The 21439-nt window shown below is 71.6% G+C and carries 15 protein-coding genes; 7 read left to right on the top strand and 8 right to left on the bottom strand.

Features of this window, described 5'->3' with window-relative positions:
* Window positions 1-4 precede the first annotated feature (4 nt).
* Window positions 5-1630 carry a right-handed parallel beta-helix repeat-containing protein gene (locus AB0M47_RS03300; RefSeq protein ID WP_363407578.1) on the bottom strand — a complete coding sequence of 542 codons (1626 nt, stop codon included), beginning with the start codon at window positions 1628-1630 and terminating at the stop codon, window positions 5-7.
* The gene (locus tag AB0M47_RS03295; RefSeq protein ID WP_363407575.1) at window positions 1630-2235 is read right to left on the bottom strand and encodes a helix-turn-helix transcriptional regulator; all 606 of its coding nucleotides are present in this window, start codon (window positions 2233-2235) and stop codon (window positions 1630-1632) included. The genes AB0M47_RS03300 and AB0M47_RS03295 overlap by 1 nt, the downstream gene beginning before the upstream one ends.
* Window positions 2236-2310: 75 nt before the next feature.
* On the opposite strand from AB0M47_RS03295, the gene AB0M47_RS03290 reads away from it, so the two are divergent.
* Entirely contained in the window at window positions 2311-2970 is a 660-nt protein-coding gene (locus tag AB0M47_RS03290; protein WP_363407572.1) for a response regulator transcription factor, read from the top strand.
* Complete coding sequence (locus AB0M47_RS03285; RefSeq protein ID WP_363407569.1) at window positions 2967-4217, top strand: HAMP domain-containing sensor histidine kinase; 1251 nt, start codon at window positions 2967-2969, stop codon at window positions 4215-4217. The genes AB0M47_RS03290 and AB0M47_RS03285 overlap by 4 nt, the downstream gene beginning before the upstream one ends.
* Here AB0M47_RS03285 and AB0M47_RS03280 read toward each other — a convergent pair.
* Genes AB0M47_RS03280 through AB0M47_RS03265 form a run of 4 tightly spaced genes read right to left on the bottom strand, consistent with a single transcriptional unit; the run spans window position 4204 to window position 13036 of the window.
* Window positions 4204-4644 carry a hypothetical protein gene (locus tag AB0M47_RS03280; RefSeq protein ID WP_363407566.1) on the bottom strand — a complete coding sequence of 147 codons (441 nt, stop codon included), beginning with the start codon at window positions 4642-4644 and terminating at the stop codon, window positions 4204-4206. The two genes, AB0M47_RS03285 and AB0M47_RS03280, sit on opposite strands and share 14 nt — an antisense overlap.
* Window positions 4641-12359: a hypothetical protein gene (locus tag AB0M47_RS03275; RefSeq protein ID WP_363407563.1), complete on the bottom strand. Its 7719-nt coding sequence runs from the start codon at window positions 12357-12359 to the stop codon at window positions 4641-4643. The genes AB0M47_RS03280 and AB0M47_RS03275 overlap by 4 nt, the downstream gene beginning before the upstream one ends.
* Before the next feature lie 3 nt (window positions 12360-12362).
* Window positions 12363-12689 (bottom strand): hypothetical protein, encoded by a 327-nt coding sequence (locus tag AB0M47_RS03270; RefSeq protein ID WP_363407560.1) that lies wholly within the window; start codon window positions 12687-12689, stop codon window positions 12363-12365.
* Window positions 12686-13036 (bottom strand): YbaB/EbfC family nucleoid-associated protein, encoded by a 351-nt coding sequence (locus AB0M47_RS03265; RefSeq protein ID WP_363407557.1) that lies wholly within the window; start codon window positions 13034-13036, stop codon window positions 12686-12688. The genes AB0M47_RS03270 and AB0M47_RS03265 overlap by 4 nt, the downstream gene beginning before the upstream one ends.
* Window positions 13037-13147: 111 nt before the next feature.
* Between AB0M47_RS03265 and mycP the strand changes: the two genes are divergently transcribed.
* Complete coding sequence (gene mycP / locus AB0M47_RS03260) at window positions 13148-14416, top strand: type VII secretion-associated serine protease mycosin (RefSeq protein ID WP_363407554.1); 1269 nt, start codon at window positions 13148-13150, stop codon at window positions 14414-14416.
* 48 nt (window positions 14417-14464) lie between these two features.
* Here mycP and AB0M47_RS03255 read toward each other — a convergent pair whose 3' ends face one another.
* Both AB0M47_RS03255 and AB0M47_RS03250 read right to left on the bottom strand, forming a co-directional pair.
* Window positions 14465-14761: a hypothetical protein gene (locus tag AB0M47_RS03255; RefSeq protein WP_363407551.1), complete on the bottom strand. Its 297-nt coding sequence runs from the start codon at window positions 14759-14761 to the stop codon at window positions 14465-14467.
* Window positions 14762-14774: 13 nt separating this feature from the next.
* Window positions 14775-15086, bottom strand: a complete 312-nt coding sequence (locus AB0M47_RS03250) for a hypothetical protein (protein WP_253753559.1) — start codon at window positions 15084-15086, stop codon at window positions 14775-14777.
* 155 nt (window positions 15087-15241) lie between these two features.
* Here AB0M47_RS03250 and eccCa point away from each other — a divergent pair, with 155 nt between their 5' ends.
* Genes eccCa through AB0M47_RS03230 form a run of 4 tightly spaced genes read left to right on the top strand, consistent with a single transcriptional unit; the run spans window position 15242 to window position 21434 of the window.
* A complete protein-coding gene (gene eccCa / locus AB0M47_RS03245; protein WP_363407548.1) occupies window positions 15242-19198 on the top strand; it encodes a type VII secretion protein EccCa in 3957 nt (1318 codons plus the stop codon).
* Between the two features lie 3 nt (window positions 19199-19201).
* Window positions 19202-19645, top strand: coding sequence for a hypothetical protein (locus AB0M47_RS03240; protein ID WP_363407545.1), 444 nt, complete (start codon window positions 19202-19204; stop codon window positions 19643-19645).
* Window positions 19642-20994 (top strand): hypothetical protein, encoded by a 1353-nt coding sequence (locus tag AB0M47_RS03235; protein WP_363407542.1) that lies wholly within the window; start codon window positions 19642-19644, stop codon window positions 20992-20994. The genes AB0M47_RS03240 and AB0M47_RS03235 overlap by 4 nt, the downstream gene beginning before the upstream one ends.
* Window positions 20994-21434, top strand: coding sequence for a hypothetical protein (locus tag AB0M47_RS03230; RefSeq protein ID WP_363407539.1), 441 nt, complete (start codon window positions 20994-20996; stop codon window positions 21432-21434). Before AB0M47_RS03235 ends, AB0M47_RS03230 begins: the two co-directional genes overlap by 1 nt.
* Window positions 21435-21439 lie beyond the last annotated feature (5 nt).

Raw genomic sequence — 21439 nt, 5'->3', positions numbered from 1 at the left:
GCACCTAGTCTGCCGTGGCCACCAGCACATCGTCGACAAGCATGGCGCGCAACTGGTCGACCGTCGGCAGCCGATCGATCTGCCGCAGCCGCTGCGACTGCGCCTTGCGTACCCCTTCGAACAGCCGCCGGGCATCGCGAGCGTTGCCGAAGTTCGGGCCACCGGAGATGCGGGCGAAGTACCGGATCAGCACGGGAGCGGCTGCCGGGTCGAGTTCGTACTCGCCGGCCGACACCATCCGGCCGATGATGTCGAGCAGCTCGTCCGGGGTGTAGTCGCCGAACTCCACGGTCTTGCCGAACCGTGAGGCGAGGCCGGGGTTGGCGGACAGGAAGTCGGCCATCTCCCCGGTGTAGCCGGCCACGATCACCGCGACCTCGTCCCGATGGTCCTCCATCAGCTTGACCAGGGTGTCGATCGCCTCCTGGCCGAAGTCGCCGCCCGAGGCACCGGCCCGGGACAGCGTGTAGGCCTCGTCGATGAACAGCACGCCGCCGACGGCCTCCTCGAACACCAGGGACGTCTTCTCGGCAGTGTGCCCGATGTACTGGCCGACCAGATCCCGCCGGGTGACCTCCCGGAACTTGCCGTGCGGCAGGACGCCGAGCGCCTTGAGGAGCCGGCCGTAGATCCGGGCCACCGTGGTCTTCCCGGTGCCGGGAGCCCCGGCGAAGATCAGGTGATGGCTGGCCGCGCCGACCGGCAGCCCGGCCCGGCGTCGCCACTCGTTCACCTGCAGCTCGTCGACCAACGCCCGGACCTCGGCCTTCACCTCGGCCAGCCCGGTCATGGCGTCGAGTTCCCCGAGCAGTGCCTCCAAACCTTGACTGGCCGGACCACCACCGGCGGCGGCCCCGGCGATCACCGTCGTCGTGGCGCCGTCGGCCAGGGCGACGCCCGGCTGGGCGGTGTTCTCGACGCGGCAGGCCTCCAGAGTGCCCGCGCAGTCGGCGGCGACGGCGATCCCGACCCCGCGCGCGTCGGTCACCGAGCAGTTCCGGATCACCGGTGTGCTGTGCTGAGCGACCGAGATCCCTTCGGCCCCGGTACGCGACACCGCACAGCCCTCGATGACCGGGCGGCCGTACTGGTAGATGTAGATTCCGCGCAGGCCGGCGCCGGTGACGGCGCAGTTGCGGATCGCCGGGTCCGCGCCCATGCCGATGATGATGCCGTCGCCGGTGACGTCGGAGATCGTCGTCCCCTCCAGCCGACCGGACGCGCCGTCGACCACGATGCCCTGCTCAGCCTGGCTGACGGTGCATTCGGTCACGGCGAAGCCGGCCGATCCCCGGATGCTGATCGCCGGCCGGCGGCCGCCGGTGACCGTGCAGTGCCGCAAGGTCAGCGCAGAGTCCTCGACCGAGATCCCGGCGCGTACCTCGATCCCGTGCAGGCTCACCGCGCCGTTCTTGGCCCGCAACGCCGGCCGGTCCGCGCCCGTCCCGTCGATCACCACCTTCGCCCCGGCCAGGGCGGCCAGGGTCACGGTGACGTCCACCAGTTCCAAGGTCTCCAGGTAGGTGCCGGCCGCGATGGAGATCAGCGCATCGGGCGGCGCGTCCGCGAGGGCATGCCCGATCGTCGGGTAGGCGCCGGGCTGTCCCGAGACCAGCAAGGTCCGCGACATCAGCTCGCCCTCGCCATCAACCAACCCTGCCCCGCGGCCTTCGCCCCGGCCTGGAACCGGCTGCGCGCACCGAGCCTGTTCATGATGTCGGCGACCATCCGCCGCACGGTCCGCACCGAGATGCCCAGCTTCATCGCCGCCGACTCATCGGTGTGCCCGGTGTACAGCAGGGTCATGAGGTCCCGCTCCCGCCAGGTCAGCGGGCCGTCGTCGCCGGCCTCCTCCACCGGGGTCAGCGGCACCGCGGAGGACCAGATCCATCCGAACAGCTCCAGCGTCGCGGTCACCACGCCCGGCAGCCGGAACGCGGCCACGCCGGTCGGATGATTGGGCAGCAGGGCGGTCGTCCCGTCGATCACGATCGCTTCCACCGGGATCTCTACATTGGTACGCACAGCGGCGCCGGCCAGCGCCATCCGGCTGAGTCTGGTTGTCAGCCGCATCGAATCGGGGAACAGGACGCGATAGCGTACGCCGCGGGCGAGGTTCTCCCGGTCGACGGCGCGGAACTGGCCGATCGGCGCGGATCCCGTGCTCATGACCAGGACCTCGCTGACCGCCGAGGCCAGGATCGCCTCGATCCCGCCGGGCTCTGAGGTGTTCACGACGGCATCCTCCTCATCGGATAGGTCGGCTAACCTGCGGTACAGACACGATCTATCGGCGTACATGAGGTTTTGATGACACGAGTGCTGGTCGTCGAGGACGATGAGGATCTTCGCGTGGCGGTGGCCGCGAAACTGAGCGCCGACGGACTGCTCGTCGACACCGCCCGGGACGTCGCGTCCGCCGACGAAGCCCTGAGCGGCCGAGAGTTCGACTGCGTGGTCTTCGACCGGATGCTGCCCGACGGCGACTCGATCGGCTACGTGCACAAGCGTCGTCGGCAGGGCTGGGCCGTGCCCGTGCTGTTCCTCACCGCCCGCGACGCGTTGGCCGACCGGGTCGCCGGTTTCGAGCACGGCGGGGACGACTACCTGGTCAAGCCGTTCTCCGTCGCCGAACTCAGCGCCCGGGTGGAGAACCTGTGCCGCCGCACGGGACGGCCGTCGGTGTTACGCCACGCCGATCTGGAGCTAGACTGCGCACGCCGGGAGGTCCGCCGCGCCGGCGTCCTGATCACCTGCTCGGTCAAGGAGTACGCGGTGCTGGAATATCTCCTGACCAGGGCCGATCAGATCGTCGAGCGGGCCGAGGTGATCGAGCACTGCTGGGACTCCGGCACCGACCCGATGTCTAATGTGGTCGACGTGGTGGTCAAGCGCCTGCGGCGAAAGCTGCACGAGCCGCAGCTCATCCACACCGTCCGGGGCCGGGGCTACCTGCTGGGCATCGCATGACGTCGTCGGCCACCGAGCGGCTGCGCCGGCTGCGCTGGGTGCTCACCGCCCTGGTCACCGCCGCCAACATGCTGGCGATCGTCGGGCTGGCCTGGTGGATCGTCCGCACCGACGGCCGGCAGGGGCAGGCCCGCCTCGACGCCGAACTGCATCGGGTCACCTCCTCGGTCAGCCGGCTGATCATCCTGGACGACGCCATCGACTTCAGCCTCGTCAACACCGACGAGCTCAACGACCGCTGCCCCCAGTTCGCGATCATGCCGGGCGGTGCGCTGACCTTCCAGGCGCACGTCTCGCGGCAGCTCTGCGTACCGATGGACAACGCCGTGCTCAGCGGACTGGCCGCCACCGCGATCCGGACCGGTGGCGCGGTCGTCGGCTACCAGCGGGGCAGCGGCGGCGAGCTGGTCCGCGTACGCGTCGAGCCGCTGCTCGACCGCAAACACGACTACGTCGGCGCGGTGGTCGCCGTCGCCGACACCGCAGCCGAGCAGAAGCGGCACAACAAGTTGACGGCGCTGGTCATCGGCGGCTGCGTGGTGCTCTTCGCCGGGCTGGGCGCGGCGGCGCACGCGCTGTCGGGTCGGGCGATCCGGCCGGTGGCGGCGGCCCTGCACCAGCAGGAGGTGCTGCTCGCCGAGACCGCGCACGATCTGCGTACGCCGGTGGCGGCGCTGCGCGCCCTCGCCGAGACCGCCCTGGACAACCCCGAACGACAGGCCGACCTGCTGTCGCGCACCGTACGCCTGGCCGGCCGGATGGGCCGGATCATCGACGGTCTGCTCGTCCGGGCTCGGCTCGCCGCAGGCGTGGAGAAGCTGGCCATCCAGCCGATGTGGCTCGACCAGCTCGTGACGGCCGTCGTCGAGGACACCGCGCCGGAAGGCGCGCAGATCACCGTCACCGCCGCACCCACCAAGGTCAACGCCGACCCGATCCTGATCCAGCGGGCGATCGGCAACCTGCTCGACAACGCGATCCGATATGGACGCCGACCGGGCGCGCCGGCGATCGTGCACATCACCGTGGCCGGGGGCGTCGTCACCGTCGCCGATCACGGTCCCGGCATCGACGCGGCGCTCGCCGACGAGGCGTTCGACCGGTTCTCCAGCACCGGCGGCTCCTCCGGGCTCGGGCTGTCGATCGTCCGCTGGGTCGCCCAGGCGCACCGGGGCACCCTCACGGTCTACAACGCCGACGAGGGCGGCGCGATCTTCGAGCTGCGCCTGCCGGTCAGCGCACCGTGACCCGCAGCCAGGGCGGCAGGCTGACCCAGGTCCCGTCCAGCTGGTACGCGAGGTAGTAGGTGTAGGTGCCGGGCGCCGGGAGTTCCCGCTGCGTCTCGAACACCCGAGGCTCCGGGCTCAGCTCGGCGTCGACCAGCGTCGGGAAGTCATGGAACGCGCCGGCCTCGTCGCGTACCTTCACGGTCAACGCGCTCAGGACGACGTCCCGTTCGGCGCTGAGCGTGGCGCGGGCGGTGACCAGACCCCCGGACGCGGGCGCGGCCGGATCGAGGACGAGCTGGCCCGCGATGGTCACCTGACCGGTCGGCGGGTCGAGCGGGATGAGCGCCGGTCCGCGCCACCAGGACAGCCCGAGCACGACGGCGAGCACGCCGAGCACGGCGAGCGCCGCGTAGATCCACCTCGGCCCGGTGATGCCAGACTTCATGGTCCGAGTCTCCACCCCGGGGGGAGCAACGGCCCCGGGTACTCCTCGTCGTCCTCGTCTCCGGGACCGTCGAAGTTGTACGGAGAGCGGGGGCGAGGCGGCGACGGCGGATTGATGATGGAATCGATCACGCTGCCGAAGGCCGGATCGGCCCCCGTCGGCGTGCCTGGGCCGAGCACGGCGGCCGCGTCTTGGAGGCCGAGCGCCTCGGCCACGTCGGGTCGCTGGAACCAGGCGCGGATCCTCGCGCGACCCGACCGAGCCATGGTGACGGGATCGAACGCTCCGACGACCAGGGCGACGTTGGGATTGACCTGTAGTCCGGCAGAGTCGTTCGTCTGAGTCCACGGGTCGTGGAAGTTGTCGGCATGCTCGTGTATTGCCGGTGTGTCCAGGTCGTCCTGGACGTGGCTGACGTCCCAGCCGAGACGGTCCACTGTGTCCAGATAAGGCGTGTAGCGATGCGAGTAGCCGATCTCGAAGACCGCCGGCTGCACCTCACGGCCGGCCTTGAACGAGCTGAAATACTTACTGACCGCCTTGCGCCGGTGCCACCAGGCCCGCACGCGGTGCCCGTCCGCGAGCAGGCGCCGGTGCTCCGCGGTGATCTCGGCGAGGTTGCGGACCAGCTCGTCGTAGTCCTGACCGCCGGTGACGGACATGCCCTGGCCGCCGACCCAGACGTAGAAGCTCGTCACCCCGGCGATCGTGACGTCGATGAACGTGCCGATGAACACGTACGCCGTGAAGGTGTGGGTGTTCGTCAGATCCGGCGACGGGGTTACCCGCGCGACCACGATCCGAGTTCCGTCGCCGAAGTCGCCGATCGCCCGGATCGTGGTCGGCCGCGTCTCGCTCTCCTTGTTGCCGAAGGGGAGCGGTGTGCCGATGCCGCTGCCGTTCCTGGTGCTCACCGTGACGGGTAGGTGCCCGATGAGGCCGGCGACAAGGTCGATCACGTGATTGCCGGTGAGGAGGAACAGGTATCCCGGTGGTGTGCCGGTAGGGCCGAATCGGTTGTGGTGCCCATGGTCCAGTTCCGCATTGTCGTGCCACGGAGTGAACGTGGAGAACCGGGCGAGGCCCAGGCGGTTGACCGTCCGGGTCGCCGCCGTCTTCGTGTAGCCGACCCATTTGTGCGAGCCGTCGGGCAGCAGCAGCCGGGTGACGCCCGTCCAGTTGCTGAACGCGCTGACCCGCCACGGGCGCTGGTAGCGGAACTTGCCGGTGAGCACCGCCAACGGCCGCGCCCGGAGGAACTTCACCGGCCACAGCACGCTACGTGCCAGGGCAGCGGTCGTCGGCGTACGCCGGGCGGCGACCCAGTCCGAGCGCCAGCGGCTGATCTGGAACCGCCGCGCGGCGATCCGCCGTTCCAGCTTGTCCGCGTGGAGGCGGGGGAGCCGGCGTAGGATCGGATGCAGTGGCTGATGCGGCGGTGTGCTCAGCGAGCCCGTCGACTCCAGCGACACCGGCAGACTCACCGTGAACCGGCGTCGTCCCCTCGCGACCGTCCGCGACGGTGTGCTGGTCATGGTCGGCAGTGCGGATCGGATCGCCGGGTCCAGCACGGTCTCCATTTCCAGCAACGCCTTCACCCGGCGCGCGATCGGAGCGGGCAGGAGCTGGTCCAGCAGCCGGCGGCGCAACGTGGACTGCAGTTGCCCGTCGCGTACGCCGGCCTGATGCAGCAGGACGATCAGGTTGGCCACGGTGACGGCGCGACGGTCGACGCCCATCCGTTCCGCCTGCCACTGGATCTGGGCGGCGAGCGCGACATCGGCCGGACTCGGCCCCTGGATGTCTTGCTGCTGGCGCCGGCCGAGCTTGTGGTGGCCGAACGCATCCGCCGGCCGGACCGGTCTGCCGCTGTCCGTACGCCCAACGCTCTCCAGGCTCTGGGTGAGCGCTCCGACGAGGTGCAGCGAGGCGAGGTCCCCGGTCTGCCCGTGGGAGAGCGTGATCGTCACCGAGCGGTCGGCGAAGTCGATCGTGGTGTGCGCCGAGGTGCCGGTCGGCAACGATCCGGTCCGGAGGCGTACGGTCACCGGGCTCGCGAGGCTGGGGTGGGTGACCGTGGCCACGGTGTCCAGGCCGTCCCGGCGTACCGCGGTGAGCGTCAGACCACGGCTCAGGGCCACTTCTGGCAGCGCGGTCGCCACCTGCTCGGCGATCTCGGTCGCCGTCAGCGCCGGGCCGATCCCCCGAAGCTCGGCGATCTCCTGGGTCTGGGTCGTCGCCTGGCCCGGCTGCTGATCGAGGAGAAGGTCGGTGACCGTCCGGGCATTGTCACGGGCTGCGGCCTGCTCCCGCGCCTTCTCCGCGAACTTCCTGGTCTCGGCGTTGCCGAGGTCGGCCGCCGCCACGCCCTGGTCGGCGAGCAGGGTGTCGACCGCGGTCGCCGCGTCCGCGCCGAACAAGGTCGTGATCGTCGCAGCCAGCGCGGCTCGACGCTGACCGTGCTCCGGCTGGTCCAGGCGCAGCCCCAGATCTTCGATGAGCCCCTGCGCTTCGGCCGCCAGCCGCCGGGACGCCGGCGTCGCCGCGACGGGCTGCGGGACGGTCATCACCGCGGCGACGGCGGCGAGCCGGGCAGCCTGCGGAGTCATGTCGGCTGATGGCCGGACCCATCCGTCGACATGTTCCGCATGGGTCGCGTACGCGAGCCCGAGCGCCTCGGCGATGTCGAGCGGTAGTCCGACGCGGTTGAGCCGGCGAGGATCGACGCGCAGCTCCCAAACCTGGTCCCGGTCAACGGGTCGAGGCGGGCGCACCTCGATACCACGCCCGCCCCCGACCCCGGCGATCCGGATCCGGACCCGAGCAGGTCCCCCGCCATCCCGCCAACCGAGGTCGTACGCGGCGCGGTCGCCATCCTCGGTCGCGGTCAGGCCCAGCGCCTCGGCGGCCCGCCCCAGCGCGGCCCGAATCGTCCTGGCGGCGCTGTGCGGCGTGCCCACGCCTACGTCGTTCACAAAATCGCGCCGTATCGGTCCCTGGCGCGGCGCCAACCGGACCCGGTGCGGCATGGCCCCCGCCATCGCCCGCCCGGCATCGGTACGCAGGTCCGGCCGGACCTCGACGTGGGTGACGATCGCCTCCCGATCGGCCAGGAACCGATGTACATGGACGGTGACCGCGACGACCTGCCCGTTCGGCAGCAGGCGCTGGAAGACGACGTACGCGTCGCCACGATCAGTGTCGCGAATGGACATCCGATCCGGTTTCGCGATCGTCCGCCGGATGACGTCGCGCGCAGTGTCCACGATGGCCGCAGCCGACTCCGGCGTGCCCTCTCCGGCGAGGCCGTGCAGCGCCTCGCCCCAGCGGGCCAGCATCGCCACCTCCTCGCCGGACGTGGCGAAGCCGAGCGTCGCGGCGACCGAGCGCAGCGCGGCTCGCAGCGAGGCGTCCAGCCGCGCGGGGCCACCGGCCAGCGGCCGCAACGCCACGCGCTGCGGCACCGCCTGCTCGTCCCGCGCTGCTCGACTGTCTAGTTCGGACTGGAACTCCGTGGCGGTGGCCTGCGCTGCCGTGGTCGTCTCCGCCGTGAAAGCGCCGTCCGGTCCGATCGCCTGGAGCGGATCGCCGGTCGCCTGTGCGGTGCCGAGGACGGTCAGCGCATGGTTCACGGCCGCGTCGGCGATCGTCGACAGGTCCGCCACGTCCACCGGCCCTGCCATCCGCTGATCGAGCTGCCCACGGGTGGCCTCCAGGGTCGCGGCCATGATCCGGCCGGCCTCGGCCCGCTGCCGCACGTCCTGCGCGCTGTCGCCGGCCGGGGCGTCGAGCCGGCCCACCAGCCGCGCGAGCCGGCGGGCCGGGTGACCGCTCACGGTCGCGTCGATGGCCGTCAACCGGACGATGACGTCGACCAGGCTCGGATCGACCGCCAGCGCCGCCCGCAACACCCGCATGACGCGCTGCTCGTCGGCCCGCGCCTGCTGCGTCAGGCGTACCGCTGCGGCCACGTCCGCCTCACGGCCGGTCTGCCCGGCCGGCCGGCTCATCGCCAGCGCGTGGCCGACATCCGAAATGCCCATATAGCTGTACGCCTGGAGCACGTCGAGGAACATCTCCTCGGAACTGCGGTCGTCGGCGCGGAACTCGGAAGGCCCGAGCGCGACCCGGCCCAACGCCTGGGCCAGTTCGACCCGGACTCCGGGATCGGTGACGTCGACGTCCTGGCCGACGGTCAGCCGGAACGCGCCGGTGTCGGGGTCGAAGCCCAGCCGCACCTGCGTACCCGGGGGGAGGGGCGCGCGGTCGACCAGCACCCGGCGCTGGCTGTTCTCCCCGAAGGCGACATCGAGCCCTTCCGGATCGGCGGTGACGGTGGCCGGGTCGCCGACCTGAAAGCCGGAGGTGAGCAGCTCGGCGACGGCGGCCACGGGGTCGGTCCGCGGACTCGGCTGGGTGGGCGCGGTGGACGGGTTCGGTCCCGGGGTCCCGGGCTGCGGGCCGCCGCTCTCGTGTACGACGGCTGAGGTGAAGAGCTGGAAACCGTGGTAGTGCCAGACCGCGTCGGCCCCGTTGGCCAGCAGTTGGGCGAGGATGTCGTTGGTCAACTCGTTGGTGTAGAGGCCGATGACGAGCGGCTGCTGCCCGGCCCGTTCACCCGCCTCCTGCCTGCCCTGGTACGCGTCGTCGGCCAGCCGGCGCTGCGTACGCAGTTGCTGGACGATCTTGGCTTGATCCTGGCGGAGACCGAACTCCCCGTAATCCTTGACCTCGAACCGGACCTCGGTGCCGTCCGGCAGCCGCCCGAGAATGTCGATGTCGGTCTGATCCGCGACCGGCACCTGCAGCCCCTCGATTGTCAAGCCGGGCGTGCCGAGCTGGGCCAGCAGCTCCGGCGGCAGCTCGGCCAGCGCGAGCGCGGCGTCGACCGCGGCGAGCAGGCCGACGATGTTGGTGGAGTCCCCGTCAAGAGCGGTGGCGGTGATCTGCTCGCCGGCCTGCACGGACCGCGAGTTCTTGAGGTAGTCCCGCAGGGTCGCCTCGGCGTTGGTGACGTCGACGCCGTGCGCAGCGAGCCGATCGAGCTTCGCCTGGATGTCGGCGGCTTCGAGCACCATGCCCTTGCCGGGCAGGGTGCCGAGGCGAGCCAGATCCCGCTGAGTCGCCGAGGACTGGTCCTTCGCGGCCTGCTGCGCGACGAGGCTGGTGACCTTGCGGGCCATCCGCTCGGCGAAGGTCTGCCGCTCGGCGTCGGTCATGCCGGCGACAAGCTCGGCGAGGGGGCGGTTGCGGCGCCCGGAGACGACGCTCTTCGCCGCGCCCAGTACCGCGTTGACCAGCGCTTTCTGTTCTCGTGCGGAGGCTCTCGGATGGGTGGCGGCCAGGTGGCTGATGGCGTGACGCGCCGCAGCCGGCAGGGTGTTCCACGCCGCGGCCACGTCGGGCGGCAGGTTGTCCGGCTGTGCGACGGCAGCCGTCTCCGCGGTTGTCGCTCCCGTCTGCCCGACGTACGACGTCATCCGCTCGGCGAATGCCTGGCTCTGCGACTCGCTCATTCGGCCGAGCGTCTCGGCGAGCGACTGACCGGGGTCGCCGGTCACGCTGGCTGCGAGCGCGTTGACCAGATCGCTGAGCCCGGCGCTCCGGCGGTCGGCGGCGGCCCGGTTGGCGGCGGCCAGGTCGGCGACCGCCTGGCGCGCGCCCGCTGGCAGCGCGTCCCACACCGCCTCGACCTCTGGGGGCAGGTTGTCCGGGCGGGTGGAGTCGGGCGTCCCGCTCGGTGAGTTCGCCAAAGCGGTGGCCGAGTCGGGAACCACCTCGGACTCCGCCGAAGCACCGGTCTGCGCTGACGCCTGATCCTGGTCGAGGCCGGCCTGCTCCTCGGCCGTGCTTTCGCTCCGACCGTCCACGCCGGACGACTCTGCCGGGTCGGCCCCGCCCTGGGCCTGCCCAGTGCTCGCCGTCCCGTCCGAACCGGCCGGCGTGGCGCGGATCGTCGTGTGCCGCGCCGCGACCGGTGCAGCGGCGGTGACCGGTGTGGCGGCGACCGGGCCAGTGGCGGCTGGATCGGCCGGCGCGGACTCAGCGGATCCAGCCGAGGGCGGGCCGGACTGCTGCGCCGCAGAGCCGTCCGCCCCGAGATTCTGGCCGCCGGCCGGATCCGCGACGCTCCCGACCTCCGGCGAAGCCTGGTCCTGGCCCGAATCGTCGAGTGTGGACTCACCCGCGGCCTGATCGTCCGCTCCGGCTTCATCCGGACCTGACTGGACGTCGGCAGTGGCATCCGGCGACCCCGCGCCGACGCCGTCACCGACCTGACCGGTGTCCGAAGCCCCGCCCGACCCCGACGCAGCACCCGATCCGGCACCGCTGCCCGACCCGGAGCCGCTGCTCGAGCCACTGCCCGACCCCGACGCGCCGCTGCCAGAGCCGGAGTTCCCCGCACCCGAGTTCCCCGCACCCGAGTTCCCCGTGCCCGAGCTTCCCGTGCCCGAGTTCCCCGTGCCCGAGCCACCCGAGCCCGAGTTGCCGGCGCCCGAGCCCGCGCCCGATGCGCCGCCGCCCGAGCCCGAGCTACCCGAGCCGCTTGAACCGCTATCGCCGCTTTCTCCAGCTGCCCCCGCTCCGGCTCCGGCACCGGCACCTGCCCCGGGTCCAGCTCCGGCGGCGTTTCCGCCGGCCGCGCCCGCTCCGCTCCCGGCCCCGGCATTGTCCGGCGCGAGCGGCGAGGGCGGGTTTCCGCCGGGCGGCCCCGAACCGTGGTCCAGCGACGCCGCCACCTGGCTCCAGGTGCTCGGCCCGCCGGTGACCGCGGAGTGGATCTGCCGCCCGGCCAGCTCCGTGTTCGACCGGCCGACGGCCATGGCCCCCGCCGCGAATCCGTTGTCCCGGACGGCTCTGGCGTACGCGCCGACGTCGCCGAGCGCGGCGATGTTGCCGTCCATGAGGTTCTGCGCGATGTGCCCGGAGACGGGGGACGTCACCCCGTTGGTGATGAACGAGCTGGCCGCGGTGGCCGCTTGTCCGGGCTTGTGGGCGAGCTGTTTCATGCCGGGGACTTCGCGCAGCCCTTCGCTCAACGGGCCGCCGAGCGCGCCGGCGAGCCCGGCGGTGGCCGTCTGCTTGAGGTCGATGGTCGTGCGGTAGCCCTGCATCTGGCTGAGCTTCTGGCCGGTCCAGTCGATCCCGACCTCTTCGAACCCCTCCTTCGCCACCCCGAGGGCGAACTTCGAGACCTTGCCCATCTTGCTGGCGGCGGTGGCCACCCGCAGGGCCATCAGCGCCACGCGTTCCGCGATCTGGCTGGCCATTCGCGACGCGAACAGCGATATTCCGGCTGGGCCGCCGAGGCAGGCCAGCGCGAACAGCGCGGCGTTCAGCGCGATCTCCGCCCGGACCTGGTTCTTGGTGTCGGCGAGGTCCTGGGCGTAGTTGCGGCACTTGGTGGCGATCTGCCGCAGGTCCGCGACCAGCTGGGTGAGCCCCACGGAGTCGCCGGCGCCTTGGTTCAGGCTGTGCAACGTGTAGTGCATCTCGAAACCCACCCCGTCGGGCCAGGTTTCGAGGAGCTGGAGGGCGGCCGCTTCCGAGGTGTTGATCGCCTGTTGCAGCGCGTCGGCCGCCGCTTCCCAGGCCTCGGCGAGGGCGATGACGTCGGATTCGCTGTCCGGCGGCCAGATGGCGTCCTTGGCTTTGCCGCCGTACCGCAGGACCGCGTCCCACAGGCGGCCGACGGGCTCGAGGACGTCGCTCATCGGCTACTCAGGCGGGAAGAGCTTGGTGGACTCGATCGCCGCGCCCTGATACAGCTGCACACCCTGATAGCCGTTGTTCGCCAGCGCCTGGTAGACCCCGCGGACGCTGCCGGCGGCGGTCACGAGGGTCTCCTTGTCCGCGGCGTAACCGGCCATGAACGACTGGCCCATGCCGCCGTTGCCGATCTTGCCGGGGCTGTTGATCCGCTCCAGCGCCTTGGCCCAGGCCCGGCCGAAGTCCGCGCCGACGGTGTGGACCCGGGCCAACTGGGTCGTGGTCTCATCGGGGTACATGTCGACGAATCCGTCGAGGTTGCGGTCGACGGTCATCGCCGGGCACCTCCGCCGGTCTGCTGGTCGAGCGCGGTCAGCAGCGGGTCGAACCGCAGGTCGGCGGACTCGACACCGGGCGGCAGGTAGTCGGCCGCGATCGCCAGGCCTTGGCGCTGGGCGAGTTCGGCGGCGCCGTGGATGGTCTCGGTGACGGTCCGGGCGAGCAGGACCGAATCGGGGTTCCGGAAGACCCGCGGATCCAGCCACAGCTCGATCAGTTCCCCGGCCCCGCCGACGGTCGCGCTGACCAGCCCGTCGGGGGAGTCGTACGTGGCGCGGATCTCGGACAGGTCGCGCTGCACCGCCCGGATCTCCTCCGCCAGTAGCTCGTAGTCGGTGAACATGGGCCCAGTGTCCGACGGGAGCGCCGTGGAGATCGCCCGGTGGCCGGTTACTGCCGTGTGGGCCGCCGATTCCGGGCCTGGCGGCACGATCACCGGGACGAGAGGAGAGCGGTGAAAGCAAGGCTCGCTGCTGTCGTGCTGGCCGTGATGGCCGTGACCGCCGTTCAGCTGATCGGTGTCGCGCCCGCGCGCGCGGTCCCCCCGGCCGGGGCGTGCCATGATCCCGATCCGGGACGCGCTCCTGTCCGGGAACTGCCGTGGGCGCAGAAGCTGCTGGATCCACAACGCGTGTGGCCGTACAGCAGGGGAGCGGGGGTGCTCGTCGCCGTCGTCGATTCCGGTGTGGACGCTGATCATCCGCAACTGCGTGGCCGAGTGCGGGGCGGCAAGGACTTCTTCACCACCCGGAATCGACCGGCGACGTTCGACTGCGTGTCGCACGGCACCGCCGTGGCGGGCATCGTCGCCGCCGCGCAGGTGCCGGGCGTCGGGTTCCACGGAGTCGCGCCGGACGCGGCGATCCTGCCGGTCCGGATCAGCGACCGCGATGTCGACGACCGTGGCGAGACACTGCGGATCGACCCGCAGATCCTCGCCACCGGCATCCGGTACGCCGCTGACGCCGGTGCCAAGGTGCTGAACCTGTCGTTGGCCGGCTACGACGACTTCCCAGCCGTGCGAGCGGCCGTCGCGTACGCGGTGGCTAAAGACGTGCTGGTGGTGGCCGCGGCCGGCAACGGTCAGCAGAGCGGCGGCGCCGAGTGGCCCTCGTTCCCGGCGGCGTACGACGGTGTGCTCGGCGTGGGGGCGATCGACATCGACGGAGCTCTGATGTCGGGTTCGCGGACCGGCCAGTACGTCGACATCGTGGCCCCCGGGGTCAAGGTTCTCGCGCCGACGAGGGTGACCGGGCATGCCTATGTCGACGGCACCAGCTTCGCGGCGCCGTTCGTGGCCGGCACCGCCGCGCTGGTCCGTGCCGCCTGGCCGGCGCTGACCGCCGCGCAGGTGGCGCAGCGGCTGATCGCGACGGCGAACCCGGCCCGGGGCGGGCTGCACAGCACACAATACGGTGCCGGACTGGTCGATCCCTACCGGGCGGTGACCGACGGGCTCGATCTTCGCGGCCCTGGAGAGCTGCCCGCGTTCGTGCCCGACCCGCCGGACGAGGCCCGGATCGCCGAGGCGGCCCGGCAGCATCGGGTGGCCACGGTGGCGAAGTGGTTGACCGGCGCGGCGGTCGGCGGCGTCGGGCTGGCCTTCGTGGCCGCGCTGGTGCTGCCCCGTGGACGCCGTCGCCGCTGGCAGGCGGGATGGGCGGCGCCGTCGCCGGTCGAGCCGGAGATCGTCGAGCCGCCGGAGCAGACGTTCTTGATCTGAAGAAGGCCCCGTCCCCGCGGGGAGGGGGCCTTCAGGGACCGCGTCCGTTCAGTGCTGGGTGACGATCCGCAGCGCGGTGCTCAACGTCTGCGCGGCGATGTCGCCGACGTTGTTGAAGACCGTGCCGTGCTGCTCCAGGCCGCCGGAGTGGTCGTCGGCCATCTTCATCTCGTACTGAGCCTCGACGACCTGCTGTTCGGACAGGGCGTCACCGGAAGCCAACCGGGCCACGACGTGGAACTTGTCCTCCGCGGTCTCGCGGATGAACGTCGCGTGCTGGAAGTAGTCGCTGCCCTCGGCGTACATGTCGGGAATGCCGACGAAGTAGCGGTCGGAGTCGGTCATCTGCAAGCCCCTCTCAGCCGTTGATGACGGCGGTCGTGCCGTAGTCGAACGAGCCCAGCGCGTGGACGGTCTGTGCGTCCCCGCCCTGGACCGTGTTCATCGCCAACCGGTTGTTGTCGTTGGTCTCCTGACCGTTCCGGTAGACCCGGGTGAAGTCGGCGACGCTCGCCCGACCGGCGTCATAGGCCCGGGCCTGGACGGTGCCGCCCAGCCGCTGGGCGATCGTCTGGCTGCTGCGCGCGTCGTTGGCCCGGGTGGCCCGGTCCTGCTCGTCGCTCCGGTCCTCGTGGACCTTGATGGCGTACGCGGCGTCCGCGTAGGTCATGTCGATTCGTGAAGTGTCTCCGCCTTGCACGCGTCCTCCCACTGCTCGGGTTCCTCTGCGGGCAACGCTAGGGAGCCCCGCCGCCGCCCGAACTGGAGCGGCACGTTCCTGCCACGTCGCCCAACCGCCGCCGGCCCTGGCGCACGATCGCGTCCGTGGCGACTGTCGTGGTGAAGAGACCAGCTCGCCGGCCGGCGCCGGAGATGCCGTCCGGGGAGCTGATCCTGCAGGCCCCGCCGGAGATCCCGCCCCCGGCGGCGATGCAGTGGACCCAGCTGCTGATGGTGCTGCCGATGATCGCGATGACCGTCGCGATGATGCTGATGTACTCCGGCGCCCTCGGCGGCTCCGTCCGCTACGTGATCTACGGCCTCATGGGCGTCGGCATGCTCGGCACCCTCATCGCCGGCCTGTTGCAGGGTGGCGGCCCGAGCAAGCGGGAGATGGGCCACGCCCGGCGCAAGTACCTGCGGCACCTCGCCCAGCACCGCCTGCGCCTTCGCCGTGCCGTACGCCGCCAGCGCGACGTGATGGAGTACCTGCATCCGGACCCGGCCACGTTGTGGTCGCTCGCGGCGAGTTACCGCCTCTGGGAACGCCGCAAGGACGACCCCGACTTCGGCACCGCCCGCATCGGCCGGGGCGCCCAGCGTCCGGCGTTGACGATCGTCGCCCCGGAGACCAAGGCGCTGGAAGAGCTGGAGCCGTTGTCCGCGCTCGCGTTGCGCCGGTTCATCACGACCTACGCCACCATCGAGCGGCTGCCGCTGGCGATCGCGACCAACGGTTTCAGCCGCATCTACCTTCGCGGCGATCGGGCGGCGGCGCTGGGCATGCTGCGCGCGATGCTGGCCCAGCTCGTCACCCTGCACCCGCCGGACGACCTGCGGGTGGCGGTCTGCGCCGAGGACGTCAGCCGCGTCGACTGGGAGTGGACCAAGTGGCTGCCGCACGCGCTGCACCCGGAGCGGACCGACGCCCTCGGCCCGCTCCGGCTGGTCGCGCCGACGATCCCGGCACTGGAGTCGATGCTGGAGGAGGAGCTGACGAAGCGACCCCGGTTCGACCCGGAGGTCGACACGCGGACGCCCGGCCCGCTCCTGGTCGTGGTCCTCGACGGCGGCGCGGTCGCCGGGTCGAGCCATCTGATGACCGGCGGTGGCGTCGAGGGGGTCACCGTCGTCGACCTCAGCTCGCCGCCGCCGCGCGTACTGGACCGCACGGCGGTCGTGCTGGACGTCGACGCCGCCGGTGACCTCATCAGCGAGACCGTCGACGGCATCGTGCACCTGGGGCGCGCGGACTCCCTCGGCCTGGTCGCCGCCGAAGGGCTGGCCCGGCAGTTGGCGCCGCTGCGGCTCAGCGCCGGCCTGCACGGCGACGCACCGATGACCACCGAACTGGGCCTGGCCGAGCTGCTGGAACTGGACGACCCGTACCTGCTGGATCCGGACGACACCTGGGTGCCCCGGCCGCACCGCGACCGGCTGCGGGTCAGGTTCGGCATCCAGGCCGACGGCACCCCGATCGAGATCGACCTGAAGGAGTCGGCCCAGGACGGGATGGGCCCGCACGGCCTGCTGATCGGGGCGACCGGCTCCGGCAAGTCGGAGCTGCTGCGTACGCTGGTGCTGGCGCTGGCCGTCACCCACCCGCCGAACGCCTTGAACTTCGCCCTGATCGACTTCAAGGGCGGCGCGACGTTCACCCGGCTGGACTCGTTGCCGCACACCAGCGCGGTCATCACCAACCTCGCCGACGAACTGCACCTCGTCGACCGGATGACCGACGCGATCAACGGCGAACTGATCCGCCGGCAGGAATTGCTGCGGGCCGCCGGGCACTTCTCCTCACTGCGGGACTACGAGAAGGCCCGGGCCGCCGGAGCCCCGCTGCCCGAGGTGCCGACCCTGCTGGTGATCTGCGACGAGTTCTCCGAACTGCTGTCGGCCAAGCCCGACTTCATCGACATGTTCGTCCAGATCGGACGGGTCGGCCGGTCGCTGGGCGTACACCTGCTGCTCGCCTCGCAGCGGCTCGACGAGGGGCGGCTGCGCGGTTTGGAGACGCACCTGTCGTATCGGATCGGGCTGCGGACGTTCTCCGAGATGGAGAGCCGGGCCGTCCTCGGGGTGACCGATGCCTTCCAGCTGCCCCGCGCGCCCGGCCACGGCTTCCTCAAGGTCGGCACCGAGCAGATGATCCGCTTCCGGTCGGCGTACGTGTCCGGGGTGCGGCAGCGCCCCACCGGCCTGCCGGCCCCCGCCGCCGCCACCGAATGGCTGTCGCTGCGGGAGTACACGACCTCCTACGTGGCCGCCGACCTCGCGATCGACGAGACTCCTGAGCCGGCCGACGAGGACACCGCGGTCGGCGAGACCCTGTTGGACGTGCTCGTCGACCGGCTGGCCGGGCGCGGCGCACCGGCGCATCAGGTGTGGCTGCCGCCGCTGTCGGACCCGCCGAGCCTGGACGAGCTGCTCCCCGGGCTGGCCGCCGACCCGGTACGCGGCCTGACGGTTCCCGGCGCCCGGCCGCTGCGTGCCGTGCTCGGCCTGGTGGACCGCCCGTTCGAGCAGCGCCGCGATCCACTGGACCTGGACCTGTCGGGCGCGGCCGGGCACATGCTCGTGATCGGCGCCCCGCAGACCGGCAAGAGCACCGTGCTGCGGACGCTGATCGCCAGTCTCGCGCTCACCCACACCCCCCGCGAGGTGCAGTTCTACGCCCTGGACTTCGGCGGTGGCACGCTGGCCTCCATCGCGGGCCTGCCGCACGTCGGCGGGGTCTACGGCCGGCTCGACACCGGGGCTGTCCGGCGTACCGTCGCCGAGGTCGCCACCCTGCTCGCCCAGCGGGAGGCGCTCTTCGCCGAGCACGGCATCGACGGCATCGCGACCTACCGCCGGCTGCGGGCCGAAGGACGATTCGCCGACAGCCCGCACGGCGACGTGTTCCTCGTGATCGACGGCTGGCAGACCCTGCGCGGCGACTTCGAGGACATGGAGGAGATCGTCGCCGACATCGCCGCCCGCGGCCTGTCCTACGGCATCCATCTCGCGGCCAGCTGCACCCGCTCGTTCGATCTGCGGATGAACGTCCGGGACCTGTTCGCCAGCCGGGTCGAACTCAAGATCGGCGACCCGATCGACTCGTTCATCGACCGGCGGGCCGCGATGAGCGTACCGGCGGGGGCGCCGGGCCGGGGCATCTCGATGAGCGGACACCAGATCCTGGCCGCCGTGCCCCGGATCGACGGCAGAACCGGCGTGGACGACCTCGCCGACGGCGTACGCGGCATGGTCGAGGCTGTCGCGGCGGCGTGGCCGGGCCAGCCTGCCCCGTCGGTTCGCCTCCTGCCGGGCATGCACCCGCACGACGAGCTGCCGCCGACCGACGAACTCACCGGTGCCGAGGCGGGGCTGGCGGTGGGCGTACACGAGAAGGATCTGTCCCCGATGCGGCTGGACTTCGCCGCCGACCCGCACTTCTTCCTCCTCGCCGACACCCAGTGCGGCAAGACGTCGTTCCTGCGGCTGCTGGCTCGCCGCATCACCCAGGCCTACCAGCCGGACGAGGCCAGGATCGTCCTGCTCGACTACCGCCGCAGCCTGCTCGGCGAGGTCGGCCCGGAACATCTGCTCGGCTACGGCACCAACGACGAGCACAGCCGGGGCCTGCTCGCCGAAGTGGCGGCCGCGATGTCCAAGCGCCTGCCGGGCGCGGACGTCACGCCGGAGCAGTTGCGGGCCCGCAACTGGTGGCGTGGGCCGGAGATCTTCGTGCTGGTCGACGACTACGACATGGTGGCGACCCATCAGAACCATCCGCTGATGCCGTTGCTGCCCCTGGCCGCGCAGGCCGGCGACATCGGGCTGCACGTGATCCTGACCCGGCGTACGGGCGGCGCGGGCCGGGGACTGTTCGAGCCCTTCCTGGCGCGGCTGCGCGAGGTCGGCACGCCCGGCTTGATGATGTCCGGCGACCGGGACGAAGGCCCGCTGCTTGGCGGCATGCGGGCGCGGGTGCTGCCCCCCGGCCGGGGCTGGCTGGTGGACCGGCGCGGCCACAAGGGACTCGTCCAGCTCGGCTGGCTGCCGCCCAAGGAGTGAGCCATGGCCGGAACCTGCCGCCTGCCGCACCCGGTCCGGCTGGACTGCTTGGCTGTCGAATACGTCCACAAGGGAGGGAGCATGGCGAAGGAGTTCACCGACGGCAAGCCGGAGAAGATGCGGGAGGCGGCCGGCCGGCTCACCGCACCCTCCTACGGCGACGACCTCGTCCGTCACCCGACCCACGCCTGCGAAGGCGGCATGCCCGACTGCACCGGCCTGTTCGGCTGCGATGTGGACAGCACGAAGAAGGTTCAGGAGCTCATCACCCAGGTACGCCAGGGCTTCGCCGGCTTCCAGGCGATGATCACCGACTGCGCGGACCTCTACGCCAACGCGGCCGGGATGAGCCGGGACGAACTGAACACCATCGTCAACCGTCCCCCCGCCGACGGGCTGCCCGACCGCGAGCCCCGGTTCGACGCGCCAGCGGGAGTCACGCCATGACCTTCGACTACAAGGCGTGGACGATCGACCAGCACCTGGCGGCGGTCAAGGCGGAACTCGGTCACCGCGAGCAGCTTCAGCAGGCGCTGAGCATGTGGCAGGGGTTCTCGACCTGGCTCGGCCTGGCGCAGGCCGAAATCGAGAATCGGCGCAAGCCGGTGGGCGACGGCTGGACCGACGGCGCGCATACCGAGGTCGACGGCCGGCTGGTTCGATCCCGCGACGCGCTGGGGGCCTGGGTCACGCACATCAAGGACTCGGGCGTCGTGCAGCAGCTCACCGATCTGCCGAACCTGATCAGCACGACGTACAGCAAGGTCGAGTTCGCGAAACAGCGACGTGACTGGGCGCTGCGCGGCTACCGGTACACCGACGTGCTGTCCGCCAGCTCCAGGCCCGATCCCCACGTCAGCAAACTGAGCACTCCCCAGATGACCGAGGAACTGGTCACCGCGACAGCGGACTCGGTTCGAGCCATGAACGAGCTGGGGCAGGCGTACGCCAACACGGCGAACGCGATGACGCTGGCGGTCGGCGGCTTGCTCTGGCCGGGGCCCCGCGCGGGGGAGTCGGAGACGACGCTCGGTCCCGGCGGAGGCATAAGTCCGGATGCCGGCTCGGCGAACAGCCCGACCGGTACGCCTGACCCTACGACACTGGACGCCCCAGCGGAGACTCCGGACCCGGCGACGACGACGCCGGAGAAGACGCCGACCGAGTCGACCGACCCGACCAAAGACGCGTCCGACGTCGTGAGCGCGCTGAGCGACCTCGCCGAGGCCCTGACCGGGAGCGGCACCACACCCGATCCGGTGACCAGCCCGCTGACGCCGACGGACCTGGGCGACGTGATCAACCCGGACACCGTGCCCGGCGTCGCCTCGGGGCTGCCGGGCCTGGCCGGCGCCGGGTCGGCCGTGGGCAGCGGCGTCGTGGCGGACGCGGTGGCGCGGGGAGCGGTCCCCACGACCGGCGCCGGGCCCACCGTCACACCGCTGCCGACCGGACTGTCCACTGCCACCGCCGCGACCGGCGGGTATCCGCCGATGTATCCGCCGCACGCGGCGGCCGCAGCCGCGAAGCAATCGGGTGGGATCAAGCCGGGCACGAGCGAGCAGCCCGTGTCCGGCCGCCCCCGGGACCGCCGAGCCGCCGCAGCGCCCGGAGCCGCCGGCGTGCCCGGCGTGGCCCTGCGGGGCCGGCGCAGCGGCGCGACCAAGCCCGCCCCGGCCGCCCAGCGGCGGTGGGACGCCGAGGACGACACCATCCGCCTCCTCGACGAGGAGATGTGGCAGGTCGATCAGCACGACGACGTGACCGAAGGCCGGACCCCGAGAAGAGGCAGCTGATGTACGAAGTCCACGGCGACCCCACCGCGATGGCGGCGTTCTCCAAGCAGCTCACCGTCCCGCCGATCCCAGACTCGATGAGCCGGGCGAGCGTACCGCCGAATCTGACCGGGCTGATCGAGGGCATCGCGATGTCCCTCCTGGACAAAGCCGCCACCGTCGCCGCGGCCGCGTACCTGACCCAGGTGACCGACGAACTGCTGACCTACACCGCGAAGGTCAACACGATCGCGGTGACCTACTCGGCCGCCGAGGTGTCGAGCGCGGCCAAACTCGTCGCCGCGACGGCGAAGCTCGGCACGGCGGGCGTGAGCATGGCCCAGTCGCTGAGCGGCTCGACCTCGGCGGACAGCGCAGACAAGGACGACAAGGACGACAAGGACGAGTCCGCGGCGAAGACGGACGCCGCCCACTCCACCGACCCGCAGCAGCAAGCCTGAGGAGC

Origin of the sequence: Hamadaea sp. NPDC051192, from assembly GCF_040682475.1 — a bacterium.
In the GTDB taxonomy this organism is placed as follows: Bacteria; Actinomycetota; Actinomycetes; order Mycobacteriales; family Micromonosporaceae; genus Hamadaea; species Hamadaea flava.
This window is presented reverse-complemented; position numbering and strand designations above follow the sequence as displayed.